The organism is Rhodococcus sp. AC861, from assembly GCF_979256035.1.
Map to the genome: position 1 here is coordinate 147,029 of NZ_CEEDMW010000001.1, position 22,611 is coordinate 169,639.

Sequence of the window (22,611 nt, forward strand, 5' to 3'; positions counted from 1 at the left end):
GTAGTAACCATGTTGGTGATACTCGGCTTCCTCATGGTTGCCGCTTTCATGTTCCTGATCCTGACCAAACGTGCGACGCCCGTCGTCGCGCTGATCCTGGTGCCGGTCATCTTCGGTCTGTTCGCCGGAGCCGGCCTCGGCATCGGCGACATGATCACGGACGGCATCAAATCGCTCGCCCCGACCGCCGCGTTGCTGTTCTTCGCGATCATCTTCTTCGGCATCATGATCGACGTCGGACTGTTCGACCCGCTGGTGCGCGGCATCCTGCGCCTGGTGCGCAACGACCCGATGAAGCTGGTCGTCGGTACCGCCGTGCTGGCCATGGTCGTCTCGCTCGACGGTGACGGCTCCACGACGTTCATCATCGTGACGTCCGCGTTGCTGCCGCTGTACCTCAAACTCGGTGTCTCCCCGGTCATCCTGACCGTCGTCGCCGGTCTGGCCAACGGCACCATGAACATCATCCCGTGGGGTGGACCCACCGTCCGCGCCGCATCGGCACTGGGCATCTCGCCCTCCGACGTGTTCATCCCCATGGTGCCGTCCATGATCGCCGGCCTGATCATCGTGCTGCTCTTCTCGATCCACCTCGGCCTGATGGAGCGTCGCCGCCTCGGCTCGCTGGTCTACGACACGGAGCTCGTGGGAGCCGGCGTGGGTACCGACGGCACCGGAACCGGCAAGACCCGTCGCAGCACCGGAAGCGCAGACATCACCACCGGTGACGACGAGAACGACGGCAAGGCCGGCCAGTTCATCGACGGACTCGACCCGAACCGCGACACCCTGCGTCCGAAGCTGCTCTGGTTCAACGCAATTCTCACCGTCACGCTCCTCGTCATCCTGGTCATGGACATCCTCCCCATCCCGGTGCTGTTCATGATCGCCGCCTCCATCGCGCTCACGTTCAACTTCCCGAAGGTCAAGGAGCAGGGCGAGGCCATCGCACGCCACTCCGCCTCGATCGTCTCCGTCGTCGCGATGGTGCTCGCAGCTGCCGTCCTCACCGGCGTGTTCTCCGGTACCGGAATGGTCGAGGCGATGGCCGAGTGGCTCCTCGGCGTCATCCCGGACGCCATGGGACCGTTCCTGGCCGTCATCACCGGAATCCTGTCGATCCCGCTGACGTTCTTCATGACCAACGACGCCTTCTACTTCGGCATTCTCCCGGTGCTCACCGAGACGGCCGCGCAGTACGGCATCGAGCCGGTCGAGATGGCACGCGCCTCGATCACCGGCCAGCCCGTCCACCTGCAGAGCCCGCTGGTCCCCGCCATCCTGCTGCTGGTCACCCTTGCCGGCGTCTCGCTCGCCGACCACCACCGCAAGGTCCTGTGGCGCGCCACCGTCGTCTCCCTGACGATGCTCGCCGTCGGCGTCCTCCTCGGCCAGATCCCCTTCGGCTGATCAGCATCCACGAGAAAGAGAACACACGATCATGAGTGTCGCCGTCGTTCACAACAGCTCCGACGAAGGCCGCAAAGCCCTCGGATCCGCACTCCAGCAGGCACGGGCGACCGGCACCGACCTGGTTGTGCTGCATGCCTATTCCGGTTCGCCCGATCGCTCCTCGGAGGCCAAGGAGGCCGACGCGGTGGAGGAATCCATCAGGGCGTCGCTCTCGGCTCTCGGTGATTCCGAGGCGACGTGGACCCTGGCCGCAGCTCAGCCCGACCCCGACGCCACGACCACCCTGCTCGCGCTCATCGAGAAGTCCGGAGCGGAACTTCTTGTGGTGGGTTCGCGTCACCGGTCGGCCGTCGGCAAGTTCCTGATGGGCCAGTCGATCCAGCGTCTGCTTCTCGAAACACCGGTACCGGTGCTGCTCGTCAAGTCGTGAGCAGAGTTCGTACCGTCGCTGTGAGCGCCACCCGCTGGGTGGCGCTCACAGCCGTGTCCGTGGCCGGATGGTTCCTTCTCGACGCTGTGGGACTGACCGCCCCGTCACTGTTCGCGGCTCTCGTCGTCGCGGTCTTCTTCGCCCTGACGGGACTGGGTCCGCGCGCGGTCCCGCGGTTCGGGTCGATGGCGGCGCAGGGAACCCTGGCCGTGACGATCGGCCTGATGGTGGACATCGAGACGCTGGCTGCGTTGGGCGACAACTGGTTTCCCGCGGTGGCCATCGGCATCGCCACGTTGGCGGTCAGTGCCGGCTGCGGCGCGCTCCTCGCACTGAACAAGGATGTGACGGCAGCGACGGGCATGCTGGCGTTGATCGCCGGCGGCGCGACCGGACTGGTGGCCACGGCTCGCGAACTCGGCGGCGACGAGCGTGTCGTCGCCGTCGTGCAGTACCTCCGCGTCGCTCTGGTCGTCGTGACGATGCCGCTGGTGGTCACCTTCGTGTTCCATGCGGACACACACGCCGTCGAGCCTGCGGAACCCGTCGACGATGCGCTGCCGTGGTGGATCGGTGTGCTTTTCCTCGTCGGTGCCGTGCTGGTGGGCATCGCTCTGGGGCGGCTCGCGCGTCTTCCCGCACCCGCGACGCTGGGACCGTTGCTGGTGTCCGGCGCACTCGCTCTTCTCGGGTGGCCGGTGGGCATCGAGATCCCCCCGATCGTGCTCCCGATCGCCTTCCTGGTGATCGGATGGCAAGCGGGACTGGCCTTCACGATGTCGAGCCTGCGTCTGATAGGTCGGCTCTTCCCCTACGCCTTCGCTCTCGTCGCGGGCATCGGAGTCATCTGCGCGCTGCTCGGCTGGGCGCTGTCCGCGTGGACGGGCACGAGCCTGCTGACGGGCTACCTCGCGACGACTCCGGGTGGGCTCGCGGCCGTGCTGGCCGTGTCCGCGTCGACAGGAAGCGACGTCACCTTCGTCGCCTGCGTGCAGCTGATCCGCCTGGTGTCGATGCTGATCGCCGCACCGCTGATCGCCCAGCTGCTGATGCGCCGGGCGGCGCGGAAACCGGCCGAGGATCCGGTCTCGGTCTAGCGGCGCAGACGCTCGGTGCGCAGCTGCTCGACGTCGGCCAGGTGCAGCGGCTCGAGGGAGTGACCCAGAGCTGTCTCGAGCAGATGGTCCGCCAGTTCGGGATTGCGGGCCAGCGCCGGTCCGTGCATGTAGGTGCCGATCACCGAGCCCTGCACGACGCCCTCGTTGCCGTCGCCGACACCGTTGCCGACGCCGTGCTCGACACGCGCGAACGGTGCGGCATCGGGACCGAGAGTCGTACCGCCACGGTGGTTCTCGAAGCCGGTCAGCGTCTGGGTCAAGCGGTCGGACACCGGGCGGGTGATGACTTCACCGATCGACCGGGTCTCCTGCGGCGCCGTGGTGACGTTCAGCATCGAGACACCGTCGACGCGTTCGCCCGAGCTGGTCTCGTACCACTCGCCGAGTACCTGGATCGCTGCGCATATCGCGAGGACGGGAGCACCGCGTTCCGCGGCGCGCTGCAGACCCGGGTACCGCGCGAGGTGTTTGGTCGCCAAGCGCTGAGCCGAATCCTCCGCGCCACCGAGAACGTAGACGTCGAGGGAGTCCGGTACCGGGTCGGCGAGCGTGATGGAGACGATCTCGGCGTCGAGTCCGCGCATGAGCATGCGCTGGCGGAGCACCAGAGCGTTCCCGCTGTCGCCGTAGGTCCCCATGACGTCGGGGAGGACGAGTCCGATCCGGAATTCAGACACCGGGAGCCTCCTTCGCCGTTTCGCGAGCCAAGGCGCGGCCGAGATCGCGGAACGCCGTGTAGTTCGCCAGGACCTCGACTCTGCCGGGAGGGCAGGACTCGATGGCGCGCAACGCATTCGGGACGACGCTGTGATCGGCGCCCGCATAGGTCAGGCGCACCCCGAGGTCGGTCGCGCGCTCACCGGCGGCGATCACCGTGGTGTTCTCGAAGTGCTCGAACCGCACGTCCCACAGCCACGACAGATCCTCGCCGTCGGGAACCTGGCCGTTGACGGCGATGACGAGACCGTCGGCGTCGGGGTCGATCATCGACAGCGCTTCCTGCCAACCGGCGGGATTCTTCGCCAGAAGCATTCGGACAGTGTGTGATCCGTACTGGATCGAGCTGTAGCGTCCGGCGACTTCACTGACGGCGCTGACGGCCGCCACGGCCTCCACCGGATCCGCGCCCATGGTGACGGCGGCTGCCACGGCCTGTGCCGCGTTGCCGCGGTTCGCGCGCCCCGGAAGCGTCAACGTCATCGGCAGGATCAGCCCGTCGGGTCCGTACAGATTGTCGTCGTCGAGCCACCACTGCGGTTCCGGGCGGGCGAATTCGCGACCGTCCTCGAGCGTTCCCGTGCTGCGCCAGTGCGCGCCGCTCCACTCGATCGGCTCGCCGGTGCGGGGGCAGCTGACCGAGTCGCCGACCCAGCCGCCGCCGGCCGCGACCCAGACCGTGCGGGGCGAGTCGTACGCGGCGGACGTCATGAGCACGTCGTCGCAGTTGGCCACCACCACGGTGTCGAGATGATCGCGCAGCCCGGCGCGCAGTTTGCGTTCGATCATGTTGATCTCGCCCACCCGGTCGAGCTGGTCGCGGCTGAGGTTGAGCAGCACCAGCACCTCGGGATTCACCGCGTCACACACGTGGGGAACATGCAGTTCGTCCACCTCGAGGGCCGCCAACGGGGCGGTGCGGCGGGAGTTCAGTGCGGCGACGATGCCGGCGTCCATGTTGGCGCCGTCGGCCTGCGTCGCCACGTCGCCGAGGGTGGCCAACGCGGCAGCGGTCATACGGGTCGTCGTCGACTTGCCGTTGGTTCCGGTCACCACGGCCGTGCGACGGTTCGCGCCGAGGCGGGACATCAACGCCGGATCGATCTTCAGCGCGACCAGTCCGCCGATCATCGAACCCTTGCCGCGTCCGGCCTTCTGAGAGGCCCACGCCGCGGCCGATGCCGCGGACAGAGCCAGCCTGCCGCGGGCTCCGAGGTGCCGTCTGCTGCTGTCGATCATGATGACCGATCCTCCCATACGGCGAGGAAGTCAGGACGCCCCGAGGATCCGTTCGATGTCGTCGAGCACTGCCTGACCACCCTTCGGTCCGACACCGGTGATCCAGTACGACTGGTCGACGACGTGCGGCTGCGGGAACGTCGACGCGTTCGCCGTGATGGCCGCCGGCACCGATGCTGGGTCGTCCGGCGTGGCGGAGGTGATCACCACGAGGTCCGCGCGCGCCTGCGCGGCCAGTTCCGGTGACAGGTCCGCGCTGATCTCGTCGGACCATTCCGGGCGCGGCGGCGTCGTGAAGCCGGCGCATTCGAGCGTGCTGCCCGCGAAGGACAGGGGTCCGTACAGGGTCAGCAGACCGTCGCGGGGCCGGATCAGTTGCGCCGTGCGCCCGTCGGTGTCGAACCTGCCGGCGATGTCGTCGCACCGCTGCTCGTACTCGGCCAGCAGAGGTTCGCTGTCCCGTCCCAATGCGGAGCCGACGAATCGCACGTTGTCCTGCCACGGGTCGCTCTGCGACGCCATGAACACGGTGGGAGCGACCGCGGCAAGTTGGTCGTACAGCTCGCCGTGGCGCGTCTCTGTTCCCAGGATCAGGTCGGGCTGCAGGGCCGCGATGGCCTCGATCCGCGGTTCGGCGACCGTGCCGATCGTCGGGATACCGGACGCCTCGGCGCCTAGGTACGCCGGCACTCCGGCTGCCTCGCTCAGCACCGCGGTGCCGACCGGGACGACACCGAGCGCGACGCTGGTGTCGAGCTGCACGGGTTCGAGCGTCACGATCCGCAGCGGCGACGCGGGGACCTCGGTCTCGCCGCGCGCGTGGGAGACGAGGCGCGTTCCATCAGGCTCGCTCGCCTGCGTCGATGCGGCGGAACATGCGGTCGCAACGACGGCGACGACCGCGAGCAGGGCCGGGAGGACACGGGTAGATCTGGACATGAGGGCACCCTAAGTCACCACGCGGCGCCGTAGGGGTGTCAGGTTCGCTGGGCTGCGAGCGGCGCACCCTCGATCGCGGCGGCCGCGCGGGGTGAGCGACTCAGGCCCCACATGCAGCCGCCGATCACCACGACGGCACCGACCAGCGACAGGACGCTCGGAACTTCGTCGAGGACCAGCCAGGACGCGGCGATTCCGACGACCGGCACCAGCAGGGAGAACGGCGCGACGACACCGGCCGGGTACCGGCTGATCAGCACCGTCCACAGACCCGAGCCCGCGATCGTGCCGACCACCACGATGTACAGCAGTCCGAGCAGACCCGAGTACCGGCCGGTGGACACCGCGTCGCCGACGGCCGACCATCCGGCGGTGGGCCCCTCGGTCACGGCGGACAACGCGAACAGCGGCAGAGGCGGAACGACGCACATCCACAGCATCAGTCGCATCGGCTCCTTCGACGCGGCCAATCTGTTGCCGAGGTTGCCGAAAGCCCAGCTCAGGCCGGCGAGCAGCGTCAGCAGCACCGGAAGCAGAGTCGCGTTGTGCGCCCTGTCCCACCCGATCAGCACCATCCCGCCGACGGCGACACCGATGCCGAGCCACTGGCGAGGGCCGACGTGTTCGCGGAGCAACAGGGCACCGAGAACCACCGTGAACGGTGCGGACGACTGGAGCACCAACGACGCCAGTCCGGTAGGCATGCCGGCGTTCATGGCGGCGAAGAGGAAGGCGAACTGCAGGAGTCCGAATCCGACGCCGTACAGCAGGAGCCACTTCAGCGGGACGTTCGGGCGGCGCACGAACAGCACGACCGGGACGGCGATGACGGCGAATCGGAGCGCTGCGAAGAAGAAGGGCGGGAACTGGTCGAGGCCTGCACGGATCGCCAGGAAGTTGAGCCCCCAGACCACGACGACGATCAGTCCGAGCAGGCGGTCGCGAGTGGTCATGAACCCAGTGTCCTCACCGGCATAGGTAAGGACAATCGAATAATTATGAGCTAGCAATGTAGCGTTGCTTCATGAATGTCGAACGCCTCAGAGTCCTCCGCGAGCTGGCCGACCGAGGCACCGTCGGAGCCACCGCGGAGGCGCTGTCGATGACACCGTCGGCGGTGTCCCAGCAGCTCAAACTGCTGACGAAGGAAGCGGGCGTCGCCCTTCTCGAACCCGACGGACGCCGGGTCAGGCTCACGGCGGCAGGCCGCGCACTGGTTCCGCACGCCGACGACGTGCTGGCAGCGCTCGGGCGGGCATCGGACGAGATGGCGTCGTACCGCGGGAGCGCACGCGGAACCGTGCGACTGGCACTCTTCCCGTCCGGCGCCGCACTGCTCCTGCCGGGCGTGCTCGACCGGCTCTCGGGTGCCGGGGTCGTCGTCGACGCACGCGACGAGGATGTCCCCGCCTCGTCCGTCCCGGCACTGCTCGCCGACTACGACGTGGTGCTCACCCATCGAGACGAACGGGCGCCCACCATCGCGTCGGAAAGGGTGGAGGTGCGCACGCTGATGCGGGAGCCCATCGATCTGGTGCTACCGCCGTCGCATCCGCTCGCTCATCGCGAGTCGGTCGACATCGAGGAATTGTCCGACGAGCAGTGGATCAGCGTGCGGGGCGGCTTCCCGGTGGACGACGTCCTGCTCTCCATCGCGACCGTCACCGGCGTGACTCCCCGAGTCATCATGCGCATCAACGACTTCCGGCTCACCGAGGAGCTGGTGGCCCATGGCCACGGCATCGCGCTGATGCCGCGCTACGCCTCCGCCCACCCGCGCGTCGCGAAGTGTCGACTGGCCGGTGTGAAAGCCGCGCGGATCTACGACGTCGCCACCCGCCCCCGAGCGGCCGAACGACCCGCCGTCGCGGCGGTGCTCGACGCGCTCGAGGCGCAGGTAGCGGCAGTCGCTCCGTGACCTACTGGGCGCGGGCAGCCCTGTTCACGGCCGACACCACGGCGCGCAGGGATGCGGTGGTGATCGACGTGGCGATGCCGACGCCCCAGACCGACGCCTCGGCGCCGCCGGGCAGACGGACGGCAGCTTCGACGTAGGCCGCGGCCTGTGCGTCGTCACCTGCCGACATGGCGTGCTCGGAGTAGTCGAGGACGCTCACCCCGTACCCGATGGACCCGAGTGCGTCGACGAACGCGGCGAGAGGCCCGTTGCCTTCACCGGTGATCTCCTGCTCGGTGCCCTCGACCTTGACGGTGGCGGCGATGGAGTCGGTGCCGCCGTCTTCCTCGGCCGCGGTGACTCGCTGCCGGATGCGCTCGAGGGGAACGATCGGAGCCAGGTACTCCTCCGAGAACACGTCCCACATGGCCTTGGGCGACACTTCGCCACCCTCGCCGTCGGTGACGCGCTGCACGGCCGAGGAGAACTCGATCTGCAGACGCCGTGGCAGCGCCAGGCCGTGGTCCGACTTCATGATGTACGCGACGCCGCCCTTGCCGGACTGCGAATTGACGCGGATGACTGCCTCGTAGGTGCGGCCGACGTCCTTCGGGTCCACGGGCAGGTAGGGCACCTGCCACAGGACGTCGTCGACATCCATGTCCTGCTCGTCGGCGGACACCTTCATCGCGTCGAGGCCCTTGTTGACCGCGTCCTGGTGGCTTCCCGAGAATGCGGTGTAGACCAGGTCGCCGCCGTAGGGGTGCCGCTCGTGAACCGGCAACTGGTTGCAGTACTCGACGGTGCGGCGGATCTCGTCGATGTTGGAGAAGTCGATCTGGGGGTCGACGCCACGCGTGAAGAGGTTGAGCCCCAGGGTGACCAGGCAGACGTTGCCGGTGCGCTCACCGTTGCCGAAGAGGCAGCCCTCGATGCGATCCGCGCCGGCCTGGTATCCCAGTTCGGCGGCGGCGACGCCGGTTCCACGGTCGTTGTGGGGGTGCAGGCTCAGCACGATGGAATCGCGGCGTGCCAGGTTGCGGTGCATCCACTCGATCGAGTCGGCGTAGACGTTGGGTGTCGCCATCTCGACCGTCGCCGGGAGGTTGAGGATCATCGGGTGTTCCGGTGTGGGAGCGATGATCTCGGTGACCGCGTCGCACACCTTCTTGGCGTACTCCAGCTCGGTTCCGGTGTAGGACTCGGGCGAGTACTCGTAGCGCCAGTCCGTGTCGGGGAACTTGGCCGCTTCCTCGAGAACCTTGCGGGCACCGTCGGTGGCGATCTTCTCGATCGCGTCGGGATCGGCGCGGAAGACGACGCGGCGCTGCAGGATCGACGTGGAGTTGTAGAAGTGCACGATGACGCTGCGGGCGCCCTCGCACGCGACGAAGGTGCGCTCGATCAGCTCGGGGCGGCACTGCGTCAGCACCTGGATGGTGACGTCGTCGGGAATTGCTCCGTCCTCGATGATCTCGCGGACGAAGTCGAAGTCCGTCTGGCTCGCGGACGGGAAACCGACCTCGATCTCCTTGTAGCCCATGCGAACCAGGAGATCGAACATCCGGCGCTTGCGTGCCGGGCTCATCGGATCGATCAGCGCCTGGTTACCGTCGCGCAGGTCCACCGCGCACCACTGAGGTGCCCGGTCGATGACCTTGTCGGGCCAGGTGCGGTCGGGGAGCGTCAGCGGCTCGACTTCTTCCGCGAACGAGCGGTAGCGGAAGGTCGGCATCGACGAGTTCTTCTGGGTGTTCCAGACGGGCTGATCGGACGGCGCAGGCTTGGTCGGGGTGGTGACGTTGCGTGAGCCGGATACGAATGCGTCGGCGGGTGACATCGATTGTTCTCCGTTGTGAGGAAGGGGTCGACCGGCGCCGAAAAGACCCGCGACAGGGAGCCGGTCTGAGAATCAGACCCCGTCGCGGCGACGAAGGAGAAGGGCGAACCCGGCGCCGAACATGCGCGTCACCTTACTCCGTCGGCTCCCCCGAGGACACCGCCACCGCTCATCCGTCGACGGTTCGGGCTCGGAACGTGCCCAGATCGTCCACCGTCGCACCGTCCGGAGTGCGACTGCACGCCGCCAGGAGGTCGTAACCGATCGCGTCGACAGCCAGGTGGGACGGCCATACCGTCGCCGCCCACTCCCTGTCGTCGCTCACGGCGTGTTCGGCGGCGAGGGCGGCCCCGACCAGTTCGAACTGGACGTCGCGGCGCACTGTCATGGCGGCGTCGTCATCGGGGGCGACGCGGTGCAGCAGGTTCACCAAGTCCGACGATGCCGCCATGACGCGCGCGTCGCACCACGTCAGGCATCGCCGATGCGCATGGCGGCCGACGACCCACATCGCGGCCAGGGCGCAGGCGACACCGATGCAGGTCTCGACGAAGCGTTCCCATGCCAGCGGCCAGGCCTGCGCGCCCGGGTGGGACGCCCCGCCGATCAGCAGGGCCAGCGGGGTGATGAACATGACGGCGATGCCGTAGTTGCGGGCGATGAACAGTTCGATGAGGAACTGCAGGGCCATCAGCACGAGGACCAGGACGACTCCGCTCGGCGACAGCGAGAACACCACGGCGAACAGCACGACACCGGCGGCGGTTCCCACCAGTCGATGCAGAGCCCGCACGGTTCCTCGGGGCCGGTCCAGTCCCTGCTGCAGCACGAGGACCGCGCCGATCACGGCCCAGTCCGGTCTGCCGAGTCCGACCACGACCGCGATCAGACCGGCCACCGACGACGCGCACAGCACTCGCATCGCCGTGGTCGTGGCGTGGGAATCGCGGTCGAGTGCGCGCACCAGCCGGAACGTGACGGACGGCCGCGCCATCGGCACGGTCGGACGGCTCCCGGGCTCGACGTGGACCGCATCGGAGACGTGCTGGGGGTCCGTCGGCAGTCCGTCGACGGTCCGGGCGAACTCGAGGTGTGCGGCGCGCAGTCGCAGGACCAGCGGATCGTCGATGCGCCGCGCGGGGATGCGGGCGTCGTGCAGCGCGGACCACGCCTTGTCGACGGACACGGCCGCCCGGTGACGAGCAGCGACGGCGGTGTCGGCCTCGTCTCGCGCCGCGGCGAAGGCGCTCACGGTCCGTTCCGCGGCGATCACGGCGTCCCGCTCGGGCTTCGAGAAGTCGCGCACCGCGGGTGCCATCGACACGAGCAACGCCCACACGGCTCCCAGAGCGACGCACACGGAGTTGACGACGGCGGAGACGCCGGCCTGCGGCACCACGGTCGCGATGGCGCAGGTCAGGACGAAGAAGAACGCGCCGGGAGGACCGAGTCGCAGCGCGTCGACGACGAACGTGGCGACGGTTCCCAGCGCCGTGAGCACCACGACGACGAGGACGGCGCCGAGCACCGTGTCGCGGGGATCGGCGTACTGACCCACCAGTCCGCCGGCGGTGGCGGACAGCACCAGCGCGAGTCCCGCGAGAAGAACCACGGACCACCGCGAACGGAACGGGCGGCCCTCGCCGTACACCACCGCGAAACCGCCGGCCGCCGTCAGCAGCGCCTCCGTCTGGAAGCCCCCGGCAAGAAGCGCCAGCGCCGGAACGCCGAATGCTGCCGCCGACCGCAGGCCACCGGGCCATCGAGGACCGACGGACGGCAGCGCGACGAACAGACTGCGGCGTCGGTGGCGAGGCGGGAGGGCGGAGGGGTCGCGGGCGGTCACCATCAGATGGTAGGCAGGCACGCGATTCACCCGGGACCGCTGCAGGTCGGTAGGCTCCACAACCGGTTCGCCGAATACATACACCCCGACGCAGGAGGTAGCACCAGCGTGGCACTCGTCGTTCAGAAGTACGGAGGATCCTCGGTGGCGACCGCCGAGCGGATCCGGCGCGTCGCTGAACGGATCGTCGAGACCAAGCGCAAGGGCCACGACGTGGTCGTGGTCGTCTCCGCGATGGGTGACACGACGGACGAGCTGCTCGACCTCGCGCAGCAGGTCTGCCCCGCACCGCCGGCGCGCGAGATGGACATGTTGCTCACCTCGGGTGAGCGAATCTCCAACGCGCTCGTCGCGATGGCCATCCATTCCCTCGGCGCCGAGGCGCGGTCCTTCACCGGGTCGCAGGCCGGTGTCGTCACCACCAGCGTGCACGGCAACGCCAAGATCATCGACGTCACGCCGGGCCGCGTCCGTGACGCTCTCGACGAGGGCTCGATCGTCCTCGTCGCCGGATTCCAGGGCGTCAGCCAGGACAGCAAGGACGTCACGACGCTCGGACGCGGTGGCTCCGACACCACCGCCGTCGCGCTCGCCGCCGCACTGAACGCCGACGTCTGCGAGATCTACACCGACGTCGACGGCATCTTCACCGCGGACCCGCGCATCGTTCCCGACGCCCGACACCTCGAGAAGGTCTCGTTCGAGGAGATGCTCGAGATGGCGGCGTGCGGCGCCAAGGTGCTCATGCTGCGCTGCGTCGAGTACGCGCGTCGCTACAACGTTCCCGTGCACGTCCGCTCGTCGTACACCACCAAGCCAGGGACCATCGTGTCCGGATCCATGGAGGACATTCCAGTGGAAGAAGCCATTCTCACCGGTGTCGCGCACGATCGCAGCGAGGCCAAGGTCACGGTCGTCGGCCTGTCCGACCAGCCGGGTTTCGCCGCCAAGGTGTTCCGGGCGGTCGCGGACTCCGAGATCAACATCGACATGGTCCTGCAGAACGTCTCCCGCATCGACACGGGGAAGACCGACATCACCTTCACGTGCCCCAAGGCCGACGGTCCCACCGCCGTGGAGAAGTTGACCAAGCTGCAGGGTGAGATCGGCTTCACCAAGGTCCTCTACGACGACCACATCGGCAAGGTCTCGCTCATCGGTGCCGGCATGAAGTCGCACCCCGGCGTCACCGCGACGTTCTGCGAAGCGCTCGCCGACGCGGGCATCAACATCGACCTCATCAGCACCTCGGAGATCCGGATCTCCGTGCTGACCAAGGACTCCGAGCTCGACGAGGCCGTTCGCGTGCTGCACGCCGCGTTCGGACTCGGCGGCGACGAGATCGCCGTCGTGCACGGCGGAACCGGAAGGTAGAACCACCATGACCACGAACTCCACAGGCTTGAACATCGGAGTGGTCGGCGCTACCGGCCAGGTCGGTGCCGTCATGCGGACCCTGTTGGCGGAGCGCAAGTTCCCCGTCGCGTCGATCCGCTTCTTCGCGTCCGCACGGTCCGCCGGCAAGACGCTCCCGTGGGGCGACGGTGAGATCACCGTGGAGGACGCCTCGACTGCGGATCCCACGGGTCTGGACATCGCGCTCTTCTCGGCCGGCGCGACCATGTCCCGTGAGCAGGCGCCGCGCTTCGCCGCCGCCGGTGTCACCGTCATCGACAACTCCTCGGCGTGGCGTAAGGATCCCGACGTTCCGCTCGTGGTCAGCGAGGTGAACCCGGAGGCGACGAGGAACCTCGTCAAGGGCATCATCGCGAACCCGAACTGCACGACGATGGCAGCGATGCCGGCCCTGAAGGTGCTGCACGACGAGGCCGGACTGCAGCGTCTGATCGTCTCGAGCTACCAGGCCGTGTCGGGAAGCGGACTGGCCGGCGTCGAGGAACTGGCGACACAGGCTCGCGCGGTGATCGCGGATGCCGAGAAGCTGGTGCACGACGGCAGCGCGGTGAGCTACCCCGATCCGAAGGTCTACACCGCACCCATCGCCTTCAACGTGTTGCCGCTCGCCGGGTCGCTCGCCGACGACGGCAGCGGTGAGACCGACGAGGACCAGAAGCTGCGCAACGAGTCGCGCAAGATCCTGGGACTCCCGGATCTCCTGGTCAGCGGAACCTGCGTCCGCGTGCCCGTGTTCACCGGACACTCGTTGTCCATCAACGCCGAGTTCGCGAACCCGCTGTCGGTGGAGCGAGCGACGGAACTGCTGGCGTCGGCACCCGGTGTCCGCCTGGTCGAGGTTCCGACTCCCCTGCAGGCAGCGGGAGCGGATGAGTCACTGGTCGGCCGTATCCGTCAGGATCCCGGTGTGCCCGACGGACGTGGGCTGGCGCTGTTCGTCTCCGGCGACAACTTGCGGAAGGGCGCGGCGCTGAACACCATTCAGATCGCCGAACTGTTCCTCGGGTAGTTCGCGCTCAGCTCTCGATCGCGCGGAGGCCGGCGGACGATTCCCGACACGGCACGTAGCCGCCGAGGATCGAACTCCAGGTCCAGAGGTTGCCGCCCAGGCGGTAGCGCCCGTGCGGTCGCCCCGCGTCGAGTGCTGTCGCTTCTCCGTTCACGACGGCCATCAGCATGACGTCCTCGGTGACCACACCCACCACCATGGCTCCGACGTCGGACATGTCGGGAGCGTCCCGAGTGGCGTCGTCGAAGGTCGAGGAGTCCAGGTTCGAGGTGTCGTGTGCCGGTTCCATGACGGCCTCGGTGCCCTCCGGCGCATGCAGGAAGCCGGAATCGTGTGAGCATCCGTCGGCCTGACACTGCTCGAACCCGGAGATGCTCTCGAGGCGATCCATCAGCGGCCACAGATCCGACGAATGCCACGCCGACATACCTCGACCGGAGGAATATGCCTCGGTCCATGCCGCCATCAGCGCCGTGAATTCTTCGACCACCGGGCCGTGTCGGTACCAGCAGCGGGGAACACGGTCCGTCAGTTCGTACCGGTCACGGAGCCACCAGACCCAGTCGGTGACCTCGTCCCACAGGCGCGCTGCATCGTCCGAGTCGAGGTAGCGCCACGCGAACCGGGTGGATCTGCTCGCGCGGGACCTGTCGTCGGCTCGGTGACCGGAGAAACCGCCGTACGTAGACATCGTGTCCTTGCCGGCCGGGCGCCATGGTGTTGCGCTCGACCTGCTCGTGGAGTGGCCGGATGGTGCGCGGCGGCCTCTGTTCGAACGCCCTGCACGTCGAGAGTCGCGCGCGAACCCGTGGGTGACCGAGACGCGCGCGATACGAATCGTGATCGACACTAAGGGGCCGCGTCGGAGGTGCGCAACTGGGCGATGTACAGCAGACGACCAAAGATGTTGGCTGTGATCGGAATCCGATCCGGCTCCGGTGTCGGGGCCGATTGTGCGGGCGTAAGCCGGTGAGCTACCCGATGACCTGCGCCGCTCCCGTCAGAAGGCGGCTTTCGGAATGGCGATCCACAGCACGAGGTAGATCACGAACTGCGGCCCCGGAAGGATGCAGGACAGCACGAAGAGCAGACGGACGAGGCCGGGACTGATTCCGAAACGTTCGGCGAGGCCACCGCAGACGCCGGCGACCACCTTGCTCTGTCGTGAACGGGTCAACTTTCGTGCCGGGCTGGTCATCGTGGGACCTCTTCTTCGTCGGTGACGTGTCGTCGCGGGTCGGACACCACGGCAACGTGCGGCGCCGGTGCCGGGTTCCCGTGCCGCAGCCGTGCGACGACGGTGATCGCTCGACATCAGTGTTCGTGCGACGTTCTCGGCGCGGTCCTCGTCCGTACACGGCTCACCTCGACACTGGGCCGCATGCGCATCGTGCAGGTGGCCAACTTCTACGGACCTCGTTCGGGCGGTCTGCGGACGGCCGTGGACCAGCTCGGAGCGGGCTACGTCGCTCGCGGCCACGAGGTCACGGTCATCGTCCCCGGCGACGTCCACTCCGAGACGATGTCCGCCCACGGGGTGCATCGCATCACCGTCCCGTCCACCCGGCTCCCGATGACCGGTGGCTACCGGGTGGCGAGGCCGTCCGTGACGGCCGACGTCGCGGCGAGTCTGCGACCGGACGTGCTCGAGATCTCGGATCGTCTGACCCTGCGTGGCCTCGGAACATGGGCGCGCCACAGAGGGATTCGCAGCGTGATGATCTCCCACGAGAGACTGGACCGACTGCTCGGACAGGTGTTGCCCGCCCCGGTCGCGCGCGCGGCGGCGGACGTCGCCAACAGGCGGTCCGTCCTCGGTCACGACGCGGTGGTGTGCACCACCGCGTTCGCGCAGGAGGAGTTCGACCGCATCGGCGCCGACGCACACCGCATCGCACTCGGAGTGGACCTCGAGTTGTTCCACCCGTCGCGTCGCCATCGCAACGAGGGCCGGATGATCCGGCTGGTGCACTGCGGACGACTGTCGGTGGAGAAGCACGCCGAGCGCAGCGTCGACGCCTTGGCACACCTGCGCCGCGAGGGCATCGACGCACGCCTGGTGGTGGTGGGAGACGGTCCGCGGCGGGCCGCGCTCGAGCGGCGCGCCGAGGGGCTGCCCGTGCACTTCGCCGGGTTCGTCTCCGACCGCGAACACGTCGCACGGTTGCTCGCCGAGGCGGACGTCGCGGTCGCTCCCGGACCGCACGAGACGTTCGGGCTGGCGGCTCTCGAGGCGCTGGCGTCGGGCACACCCGCGGTGGTCTCGGGAACGTCCGCGCTGGCCGAGATCGTCACCCCGGACTGCGGCGCAGCGGTGGCCAATCGTTCCCGCGACTTCGCCGAGGGCATCGCCGCGACCCTGGCGCTCCCCTCGGGCGGACGGCCGACGGCGCGGGCGAGGGCGGAGCAGTACGGCTGGCCGACTGCAGTGGAGTCGATGCTGGGCGTCCTGTCCGGGCGGTGACGGTCAGAAGGCGTAGCGCACGCGCAGCCACGGTGCCCGCGCCGCGATCAGGTCGGTCAGCTCGGCGACGGCGCGCGACTTGACGTCGATGCGGTATCGCACGTTGTCGGCTCCGTTCTGCGAGCGCTTCGCCTCCTGGATCCGCGGCGTCCACAACACGTCCTCGGCCGTCGGATGCCATCCGAGATTGACCTCGTGCAGGTCCTGGTTGTGGGTGAGCGTGATGATCTCGACCGCGGCCTGGCGCTTGAAGGCGTCACCCGTCTGCTCGGCGATCTGCTCGATCAGCGCGGCCCATCGTTCCTGCCATCCGGGGGAGAGCACCACCGGGGAGAAGTTCAGGTGTACCTCGTAGCCGGCGTCGACGAAGTCGTCGAGGACTGCGATCCGCTCGTCCATCGGTGACGTGCGGATGTCGAGCAGTCTCGACTCCTGGTGGGGCATGAGGGAGAACCGGATGCGCGTTCCACCGCGCGGTCGGAGTTCGAGGAGCTCCCGATTGACGTACTTCGTGGCGAAACTCGCCTTCGCGCCGTCCCACCCCGCGAACGCGTGGACAAGGTCCGCGACGTTGTCGCTGATGGTGGCGTCGACGCTGCAGTCGCTGTTCTCGCCGATGTCGTACACCCAGTCGACGGGATCGCACTGATTCGGTGCCGGCTTGGGTCCTTGGCGACGGATGTGGCGTCCGAGGTAACCGACGATCTTGTCGATGTTCGTGAAGACGGTGACGGGGTTGGCGTAGCCCTTGCGGCGGGGTACGTAGCAGTAGGCGCACGCCATGGCGCACCCGTTGGCGGTCGACGGTGCGATCCAGTCCGCCGAGCGCCCGTTGGGACGAGCCGTCAACGACTTCTTGACTCCCAGCACCAGGTCCTCGGTCTTGACGCGCACCCAGCGGTCGATGTTCCCGGCGTTGCCGTGCAGCTCGGGTATCTGCCAATGGGAGTCGACGTCGATGATCTCCGCGTCGGGAAACTGCGCGAGAACTTCCTGGCCGCGGAGATCGGCCAGAGCGTCGGGCTCTGCCCAGATGCGTCGGACCTGCAGCAACGGCGAACGAGACCGCGTGACGGAAGGTGTCGTGTCCACGGTCCAGATCTATCAGGACCCACCGACAAACAAACTTACAATCAGTCTGGACTGTTTGTTGATTTCTCGGTATGGTCCAACCTGTGACCGAGACCACCGCACGAGACGAGGCACCGCCCGTCCGCCGAACTCAGGCCGAGCGCACTGCCGGAACACGAGCGACGCTTCTCGACGCGGCGATCGCCACGCTGGTCGACGTCGGGTACTCGCGGGCCAGCACGCAGGAGATCGCGCGGCGTGCAGGGGTGTCGCGCGGCGCGCAACTGCACCACTTCCCGACGAAGGAGACCCTCGTGGTCGCTGCTGTGGAGCGCCTGGTCGAGCGACGGCTCGAGGAGATCGTGGGAAGCGACCGCGATGGACCGGTCGGGCCCGCTCTGCTCCTCGAGGCCTTCTCCGGGCCGCTGTTCCACGCCGCACTCGAACTGTGGGTCGCCGCGCGGACCGATCGTGCCCTGCATGCGGCCATGGAGCCGCTCGAGCGCCGCGTCACCGAGGTCCTGCAGGACGGTGGACGCCAGATCTTCGGGGACCGGATGTCGCCCGTCGCTCTGGAACTGAGTATCGAACTTGCCCGCGGGATGGCTGTGTCGGCCATCTTCCGAACACCCGAGGAGGAACGCGAGATGCGTGAACGAGTGCTGCCGGAATGGGAACGTGTGGTGATGACGTCATGACCGCATCGCCGACCTCGCCCGAGGCTCGACCCGTGTCCCTGCCGGCGCACGTCGACGTCCTGGTCGTCGGATCCGGTTTCGCCGGGATGGGCGTCACGGAGCGCATCCTGCGCGCCGATCCCACCGCGGACGTCCTCATCATCGAGCGCGCTCACGACGTGGGTGGGACATGGCGCGACAACACCTATCCCGGTGTGGCGTGCGATGTTCCGACGTCGCTGTACTCGTTCTCCTTCGCCCCGCATGCGAACTGGAGCCACACTTTCGCGCGCGGACCTGAGATCTACGACTACCTCCGCGGTGTCGCCGACGGCTTCGGTATCCGGGAGCGCCTGATCACCGGATGTGCCCTCCTCGGGGCGCAGTGGGACGACGAACGGTGCCTGTGGACGGTGAGCACCGAACTGGGCGATCTGACCGCCCGCGTCCTGGTGGCCGCCACCGGAACACTCTCCACGCCCAAGCTTCCCGACGTTCCCGGCTTGGAGTCCTTCACGGGTCACACCTTCCACTCCGCGACGTGGGACCACGACTACGACCTGACCGGCAAGCGTGTCGCCGTCGTCGGTACCGGTGCGTCCGCAATCCAGTTCGTCCCCGAGATCGCTCCCGTGGTCGAGCACCTGCACGTCTTCCAGCGCACTCCGGCGTGGGTCATCCCGCGGATGGACCGCACGCGCGGTCCGATCGAGCGGTGGTTCTACCGACGCGCGCCGTGGACGCTCGAGGCGCAACGCGGTGCGATCTACGCCTACCGCGAGATGTACGTCGAGATGATGGCCAAGCGGCCCAAGCTCCTGTCGATCGCGCACTCGATCGCAACGGGCTTCCTCCGACTGAAGGTGCGCGACGGCGGACTCCGGAAGCGCCTCACTCCGGGCTACACCATCGGCTGCAAGCGCATGCTGCTGTCCAACGACTGGTACGACACCCTGCAGCGCCCCGACGTCGAGCTGGTCGATTCCGGTCTCGCCTCCGTGACACCGACCGGCGTCGTCGATCGTGACGGCCGCGAACGTGAGGTGGACGCCATCGTCTTCGGTACGGGTTTCACCCCGACCGAACCTCCCGTCGCACATCTGGTTCGGGACGGCGCCGGCACGACGTTGGCGCAGCGGTGGGGCGGCAGTCCGCGCGCGTACCGCGGTACGACGATGTCCGGCTTCCCCAACCTCTTCCTGATGTACGGACCGAACACCAATCTGGGACACAGCTCCATCGTCTACATGCTCGAATCGCAGGCCGCGTACGTCGAATCCGCGCTGCGGGAGATGGCGAACCGGGGTGTCGACGCGGTGGACGTCGAGCCGGCGGCCGTCGACGACTGGAACCGCAGTCTCGATGTCGATCTCGCCGGGACGGTGTGGAACACGGGCGGATGTTCGAGCTGGTATCTGGACAAGAGCGGTCGCAACTCGGCCATGTGGCCGACCTTCACCTGGAAGTACCGCAAGGCGACGTCGGTCTTCGACATCGACAACTACCGAACAGTGCGGCGGGCCGTCACCGACCCCCGCCTCGAGCCGGAGGTCACCGCATCATGAAGAACACCTACGACGTGATCGTCGTCGGATCGGGCTTCGGCGGCAGCGTCACCGCACTGCGGCTCACCGAGAAGGGATACCGCGTCGGTGTTCTGGAGTCGGGCCGCCGTTTCGAGGACGACGAGCTCCCCAAGACGAGCTGGCGCCTCCGGAAGTACTTGTGGGCTCCCATCATCGGGTGTTACGGGCTGCAGCGGATCCACCTGCTGCCCAACGTTCTGGTGATGGCCGGAGCCGGTGTCGGTGGCGGATCGCTGAACTACGCCAACACGCTCTACCAGCCGCCGAGTCGGTTCTTCGAGGATCCGCAGTGGGGCGACATCACCGACTGGGAAGCGGAGATGACTCCGTACTACGCCCAGGCTCGTCGCATGCTGGGAGTCGAGGACAACCCGACGATCACTCCGGCCGACAAGATCATGCGTGACATCGCCGAGGAGATGGGCGTCGGCGACACCTTCAGCACAACTCCCGTCGGTGTGTTCTTCGGGGCTCCGGGACAGAAGGGCCGCGACGTTCCCGACCCCTATTTCGGAGGCGCGGGCCCCACGCGCACCGGGTGCACCGAGTGCGGTTCGTGTATGACGGGCTGCCGGGTCGGCGCGAAGAACACGTTGGTCAAGAACTACCTGTACCTCGCCGAGAAGGCTGGAGCTGCAGTGCATCCGCTGACCACCGTCACCTCGGTTCGTCCCCGTGAAGGCGGCGGATACGAGGTCCGTACCCGTCGCACCGGAGCCAAACTGCGGCGGCGCGAGACGGTGATGACCGCCGATCACGTGGTGTTCGCGGCAGGGACCTACGGAACGCAGAAGCTGATGCTCGCGATGAAGGAGACCGGCCAGCTGCCGAACCTGTCGGACAAGCTCGGATCGGTCGTGCGTACCAACTCCGAGGCCGTGCTCGCGGCGACCGCACGCGATCGGCAGGTCGACTACACCGAGGGTGTCGCCATCACCTCCTCGTTCCATCCCAACGATCACACGCACATCGAGCCGGTGCGATACGGCAAGGGAAGCAACGCGATCGGGCTCCTGCAGACCGTGCTGAGCGACGGTGGGGGCCGACTGCCGCGTCCGTTGAAGACACTGGGCGTGGCGATGCGTCACCCGGCGGCCGCCGTCCGCAGCCTGTCGGTCCGGAACTGGTCCGAGCGCACCGTCATCGCGTTGGTCATGCAGACCGACGACAACTCGCTCGAACTCGGCTCGGCGAAGGGACGATTCGGCCGCAGACTCACGTCGCGTCCCGGCGGAGGTACGCCGCCTCCCAAGTGGATCCCGGAAGGCCACGTGGCCATCCGGAAGGCCGCCGACAGGATCGGCGGAGACGCGGGCGGCTCGTTCGCGGACGTGTTCGACATCCCGATGACGGCCCATTTCCTGGGCGGCTGCGTCATCGGAGCAACGCCCGAACGCGGAGTGGTCGATCCGTACCACCGCGTGTTCGGACACGACGGACTTCACGTGGTCGACGGCTCGGCCGTCAGCGCCAATCTGGGTGTGAACCCGTCGCTGACGATCACCGCGCAGGCCGAGCGGGCGATGGCGTTGTGGCCCAACAAGGGTGAGCAGGATCAGCGCCCTCCGGTGGGGGCCGACTACACCCCCGTTGCGCCGGTCAAGCCGGTCTCGCCCGTGGTGCCCGCGGAAGCACCCGGTGCACTTCGGTTGCCCCTCACGGTGATCGGTCACTGACGGCCACACCTGACGACACCGGCCCCGCACTCCTGACAGCAGGAATGCGGGGCCGGTGTCGTGTGTCGAAGTGCTACTTTCCGGAGATCGGTCCGAGCAGCGACGTGGTCCAGATGGCCGAGTTGGCCGACCCGGCCGGATCGCCCGCCGGGACGAGGCCGTTGACGGTGACCTGTCCACCGGCCAACCCACGAGCCGGGTTCGGCGGCAGCGTCAATCCGCAGCTCTGCTGCAGATCAGCGGTACCCGGGAGGGAGGTCTGGCGGCACTGTCCGCGTCCCTCGACGGTCAACGGGCCACCGGGGACGTTGTTGTAGGTCACGGACAGGGCTGCACCGAACTCGGGGTTCGCGACGGGGGAGTAGCAGACCCGCGCGGTGGCGGCGACGATCTCGCTGGGCGACGTCGACGCGGCACCGGTCGCGGGATCCACACCGGTGGCATGCAATTCGGTGGTCCGCTCACCACCCGCGCAGGTGGGGGAGGAACCCTGAGACCGCGAGTTCACCTCTCGGGTGACGTTGTATGCGATGGGTCCGGTCGGCTGCGGCAACCCTGCCGGCGGAGCCTGGTTCACCGGTGCCGTGCCCTCGCCGAGGGCGTACAGCGTCCAGACCGAGCCGGTACGGCCTCCCGGCAGACGCAGCGGGTTGGCGACCGAGTTGCTCGTCGCGACACCGCCCGCGATTCCCGACGCGTTAGGAGCTATACGTAGAACGCAGTCGACCGCGCCGCGGCCGGGTGATCCCGGGTACAGCTCGAATCCGCAGGGTCCGCGCATGTCCAGCCGGCCCAGTCCGGGAGCGTCGAGAGTGCCCCACTGGTCGAGGATCTGAGTGCCGTTCAGCCCCAGTCCGTCACAGACGTAAATCGGGCCGACGTCGCGTGCGGTCTCGGCCGTGAGGAGGCCGCTGGCGGGGTCGGACTGGAAGGTGTACATCCGGGCGTCGAGCCGCTCGACCAGTGCATAGGAGGCGGGTACTCCGTACTGGGCGTTGCACCGCGCGGTGTCTTCCGCGCTGGGACGGTTGCCGCTGTCCACCGTGCGGAAGACATGGAACTGGCCGGGGCCGTCGTCGATCGATCCGAGAACGGTGGAGGGTGCCACGGGTCCCGGTGCGGCACCGGCCGTTCCGGTGAACGCCGCGGACACGGCGATGGCCGCGGCAGCGACCGCGGTGACCTTCCTCAGCGATCCGGACCTGCTTCTCGAACTGCGCGTCACTTGTTTTCCCCCCAGAACGTCACGGTGTAGACGATCGAAGGGTGCCAC

Annotated in this window: 20 protein-coding genes; 10 read left to right on the plus strand and 10 right to left on the minus strand. The window is 68.0% G+C overall.

The features are described 5' to 3' along the window. Positions 1-9 precede the first annotated feature (9 nt). The 3 genes from AC0IX4_RS00685 to AC0IX4_RS00695 are packed head-to-tail and all read left to right on the plus strand — an operon-like array spanning position 10 to position 2,940. Positions 10-1,410 carry a CitMHS family transporter gene (locus tag AC0IX4_RS00685; protein WP_042575013.1) on the plus strand — a complete coding sequence of 467 codons (1,401 nt, stop codon included), beginning with the start codon at positions 10-12 and terminating at the stop codon, positions 1,408-1,410. A 31-nt stretch (positions 1,411-1,441) separates the two neighbouring features. Beyond that, the gene (locus AC0IX4_RS00690; RefSeq protein ID WP_471827691.1) at positions 1,442-1,843 is read left to right on the plus strand and encodes a universal stress protein; all 402 of its coding nucleotides are present in this window, start codon (positions 1,442-1,444) and stop codon (positions 1,841-1,843) included. Next, positions 1,840-2,940 carry an AbrB family transcriptional regulator gene (locus AC0IX4_RS00695; RefSeq protein WP_056072117.1) on the plus strand — a complete coding sequence of 367 codons (1,101 nt, stop codon included), beginning with the start codon at positions 1,840-1,842 and terminating at the stop codon, positions 2,938-2,940. The genes AC0IX4_RS00690 and AC0IX4_RS00695 overlap by 4 nt, the downstream gene beginning before the upstream one ends. Here the strand turns inward: AC0IX4_RS00695 and AC0IX4_RS00700 are convergent. The 4 genes from AC0IX4_RS00700 to AC0IX4_RS00715 are packed head-to-tail and all read right to left on the minus strand — an operon-like array spanning position 2,937 to position 6,809. Next, positions 2,937-3,638 carry a type 1 glutamine amidotransferase gene (locus AC0IX4_RS00700; protein WP_269430152.1) on the minus strand — a complete coding sequence of 234 codons (702 nt, stop codon included), beginning with the start codon at positions 3,636-3,638 and terminating at the stop codon, positions 2,937-2,939. The two genes, AC0IX4_RS00695 and AC0IX4_RS00700, sit on opposite strands and share 4 nt — an antisense overlap. Beyond that, positions 3,631-4,917 carry a Mur ligase family protein gene (locus tag AC0IX4_RS00705; protein ID WP_042575938.1) on the minus strand — a complete coding sequence of 429 codons (1,287 nt, stop codon included), beginning with the start codon at positions 4,915-4,917 and terminating at the stop codon, positions 3,631-3,633. Before AC0IX4_RS00705 ends, AC0IX4_RS00700 begins: the two co-directional genes overlap by 8 nt. Before the next feature lie 30 nt (positions 4,918-4,947). Next, positions 4,948-5,856 (minus strand): ABC transporter substrate-binding protein, encoded by a 909-nt coding sequence (locus AC0IX4_RS00710; RefSeq protein ID WP_056072114.1) that lies wholly within the window; start codon positions 5,854-5,856, stop codon positions 4,948-4,950. Between the two features lie 38 nt (positions 5,857-5,894). Further along, positions 5,895-6,809 carry an EamA family transporter gene (locus AC0IX4_RS00715; RefSeq protein WP_056072112.1) on the minus strand — a complete coding sequence of 305 codons (915 nt, stop codon included), beginning with the start codon at positions 6,807-6,809 and terminating at the stop codon, positions 5,895-5,897. Positions 6,810-6,880: 71 nt separating this feature from the next. Between AC0IX4_RS00715 and AC0IX4_RS00720 the strand changes: the two genes are divergently transcribed. Next, positions 6,881-7,774 carry a LysR family transcriptional regulator gene (locus AC0IX4_RS00720; protein WP_042575927.1) on the plus strand — a complete coding sequence of 298 codons (894 nt, stop codon included), beginning with the start codon at positions 6,881-6,883 and terminating at the stop codon, positions 7,772-7,774. Between the two features lies 1 nt (position 7,775). Here AC0IX4_RS00720 and leuA read toward each other — a convergent pair whose 3' ends face one another. Together leuA and AC0IX4_RS00730 are read right to left on the minus strand one after the other, a co-directional pair. After that, on the minus strand, positions 7,776-9,593 hold the full coding sequence (gene leuA / locus AC0IX4_RS00725; RefSeq protein WP_471827692.1) for a 2-isopropylmalate synthase: 1,818 nt from the start codon (positions 9,591-9,593) through the stop codon (positions 7,776-7,778). A gap of 169 nt (positions 9,594-9,762) precedes the next feature. Then, a complete protein-coding gene (locus AC0IX4_RS00730) occupies positions 9,763-11,460 on the minus strand; it encodes an FUSC family protein (RefSeq protein ID WP_471827693.1) in 1,698 nt (565 codons plus the stop codon). An 87-nt stretch (positions 11,461-11,547) separates the two neighbouring features. Between AC0IX4_RS00730 and AC0IX4_RS00735 the strand changes: the two genes are divergently transcribed. Further along, a complete protein-coding gene (locus tag AC0IX4_RS00735; protein WP_042575929.1) occupies positions 11,548-12,813 on the plus strand; it encodes an aspartate kinase in 1,266 nt (421 codons plus the stop codon). Between the two features lie 7 nt (positions 12,814-12,820). Then, positions 12,821-13,864, plus strand: coding sequence for an aspartate-semialdehyde dehydrogenase (locus AC0IX4_RS00740; RefSeq protein ID WP_471827694.1), 1,044 nt, complete (start codon positions 12,821-12,823; stop codon positions 13,862-13,864). Between the two features lie 7 nt (positions 13,865-13,871). On the opposite strand, the gene AC0IX4_RS00745 is transcribed toward AC0IX4_RS00740, so the two are convergent. Both AC0IX4_RS00745 and AC0IX4_RS00750 read right to left on the minus strand, forming a co-directional pair. Further along, entirely contained in the window at positions 13,872-14,555 is a 684-nt protein-coding gene (locus tag AC0IX4_RS00745) for a DUF4913 domain-containing protein (protein ID WP_471827695.1), read from the minus strand. Between the two features lie 309 nt (positions 14,556-14,864). Further along, the gene (locus AC0IX4_RS00750; protein WP_042575931.1) at positions 14,865-15,062 is read right to left on the minus strand and encodes a PspC domain-containing protein; all 198 of its coding nucleotides are present in this window, start codon (positions 15,060-15,062) and stop codon (positions 14,865-14,867) included. A 183-nt stretch (positions 15,063-15,245) separates the two neighbouring features. Here AC0IX4_RS00750 and AC0IX4_RS00755 point away from each other — a divergent pair, with 183 nt between their 5' ends. After that, a complete protein-coding gene (locus AC0IX4_RS00755; RefSeq protein WP_471827696.1) occupies positions 15,246-16,328 on the plus strand; it encodes a glycosyltransferase in 1,083 nt (360 codons plus the stop codon). A 3-nt stretch (positions 16,329-16,331) separates the two neighbouring features. On the opposite strand, the gene AC0IX4_RS00760 is transcribed toward AC0IX4_RS00755, so the two are convergent. Beyond that, positions 16,332-17,420, minus strand: coding sequence for a spore photoproduct lyase family protein (locus tag AC0IX4_RS00760; RefSeq protein WP_471827697.1), 1,089 nt, complete (start codon positions 17,418-17,420; stop codon positions 16,332-16,334). Between the two features lie 83 nt (positions 17,421-17,503). Between AC0IX4_RS00760 and AC0IX4_RS00765 the strand changes: the two genes are divergently transcribed. The 3 genes from AC0IX4_RS00765 to AC0IX4_RS00775 are packed head-to-tail and all read left to right on the plus strand — an operon-like array spanning position 17,504 to position 21,338. After that, positions 17,504-18,097 carry a TetR/AcrR family transcriptional regulator gene (locus AC0IX4_RS00765; protein WP_471827698.1) on the plus strand — a complete coding sequence of 198 codons (594 nt, stop codon included), beginning with the start codon at positions 17,504-17,506 and terminating at the stop codon, positions 18,095-18,097. Beyond that, positions 18,094-19,641, plus strand: coding sequence for a flavin-containing monooxygenase (locus tag AC0IX4_RS00770; RefSeq protein ID WP_471827699.1), 1,548 nt, complete (start codon positions 18,094-18,096; stop codon positions 19,639-19,641). Before AC0IX4_RS00765 ends, AC0IX4_RS00770 begins: the two co-directional genes overlap by 4 nt. Then, positions 19,638-21,338, plus strand: coding sequence for a GMC oxidoreductase (locus AC0IX4_RS00775; RefSeq protein ID WP_471827700.1), 1,701 nt, complete (start codon positions 19,638-19,640; stop codon positions 21,336-21,338). The genes AC0IX4_RS00770 and AC0IX4_RS00775 overlap by 4 nt, the downstream gene beginning before the upstream one ends. Before the next feature lie 73 nt (positions 21,339-21,411). Here the strand turns inward: AC0IX4_RS00775 and AC0IX4_RS00780 are convergent, their stop codons facing one another. After that, positions 21,412-22,563 carry a hypothetical protein gene (locus AC0IX4_RS00780; protein ID WP_471827701.1) on the minus strand — a complete coding sequence of 384 codons (1,152 nt, stop codon included), beginning with the start codon at positions 22,561-22,563 and terminating at the stop codon, positions 21,412-21,414. Positions 22,564-22,611 lie beyond the last annotated feature (48 nt).

Excerpts from the sequence above, each read along its gene's own strand:
- AC0IX4_RS00705 (WP_042575938.1), bottom strand. The coding sequence starts at position 4,917 with ATGATCGACAGCAGCAGACGGCACCTCGGAGCCCGCGGCAGGCTGGCT.
- AC0IX4_RS00755 (WP_471827696.1), top strand. The coding sequence starts at position 15,246 with ATGCGCATCGTGCAGGTGGCCAACTTCTACGGACCTCGTTCGGGCGGT.
- AC0IX4_RS00685 (WP_042575013.1), top strand. The coding sequence starts at position 10 with ATGTTGGTGATACTCGGCTTCCTCATGGTTGCCGCTTTCATGTTCCTG.
- AC0IX4_RS00710 (WP_056072114.1), bottom strand. The coding sequence starts at position 5,856 with ATGTCCAGATCTACCCGTGTCCTCCCGGCCCTGCTCGCGGTCGTCGCC.
- AC0IX4_RS00690 (WP_471827691.1), top strand. The coding sequence starts at position 1,442 with ATGAGTGTCGCCGTCGTTCACAACAGCTCCGACGAAGGCCGCAAAGCC.
- leuA (WP_471827692.1), bottom strand. The coding sequence starts at position 9,593 with ATGTCACCCGCCGACGCATTCGTATCCGGCTCACGCAACGTCACCACC.
- AC0IX4_RS00770 (WP_471827699.1), top strand. The coding sequence starts at position 18,094 with ATGACCGCATCGCCGACCTCGCCCGAGGCTCGACCCGTGTCCCTGCCG.
- AC0IX4_RS00750 (WP_042575931.1), bottom strand. The coding sequence starts at position 15,062 with ATGACCAGCCCGGCACGAAAGTTGACCCGTTCACGACAGAGCAAGGTG.
- AC0IX4_RS00715 (WP_056072112.1), bottom strand. The coding sequence starts at position 6,809 with ATGACCACTCGCGACCGCCTGCTCGGACTGATCGTCGTCGTGGTCTGG.
- AC0IX4_RS00745 (WP_471827695.1), bottom strand. The coding sequence starts at position 14,555 with ATGTCTACGTACGGCGGTTTCTCCGGTCACCGAGCCGACGACAGGTCC.
- AC0IX4_RS00740 (WP_471827694.1), top strand. The coding sequence starts at position 12,821 with ATGACCACGAACTCCACAGGCTTGAACATCGGAGTGGTCGGCGCTACC.
- AC0IX4_RS00720 (WP_042575927.1), top strand. The coding sequence starts at position 6,881 with ATGAATGTCGAACGCCTCAGAGTCCTCCGCGAGCTGGCCGACCGAGGC.
- AC0IX4_RS00775 (WP_471827700.1), top strand. The coding sequence starts at position 19,638 with ATGAAGAACACCTACGACGTGATCGTCGTCGGATCGGGCTTCGGCGGC.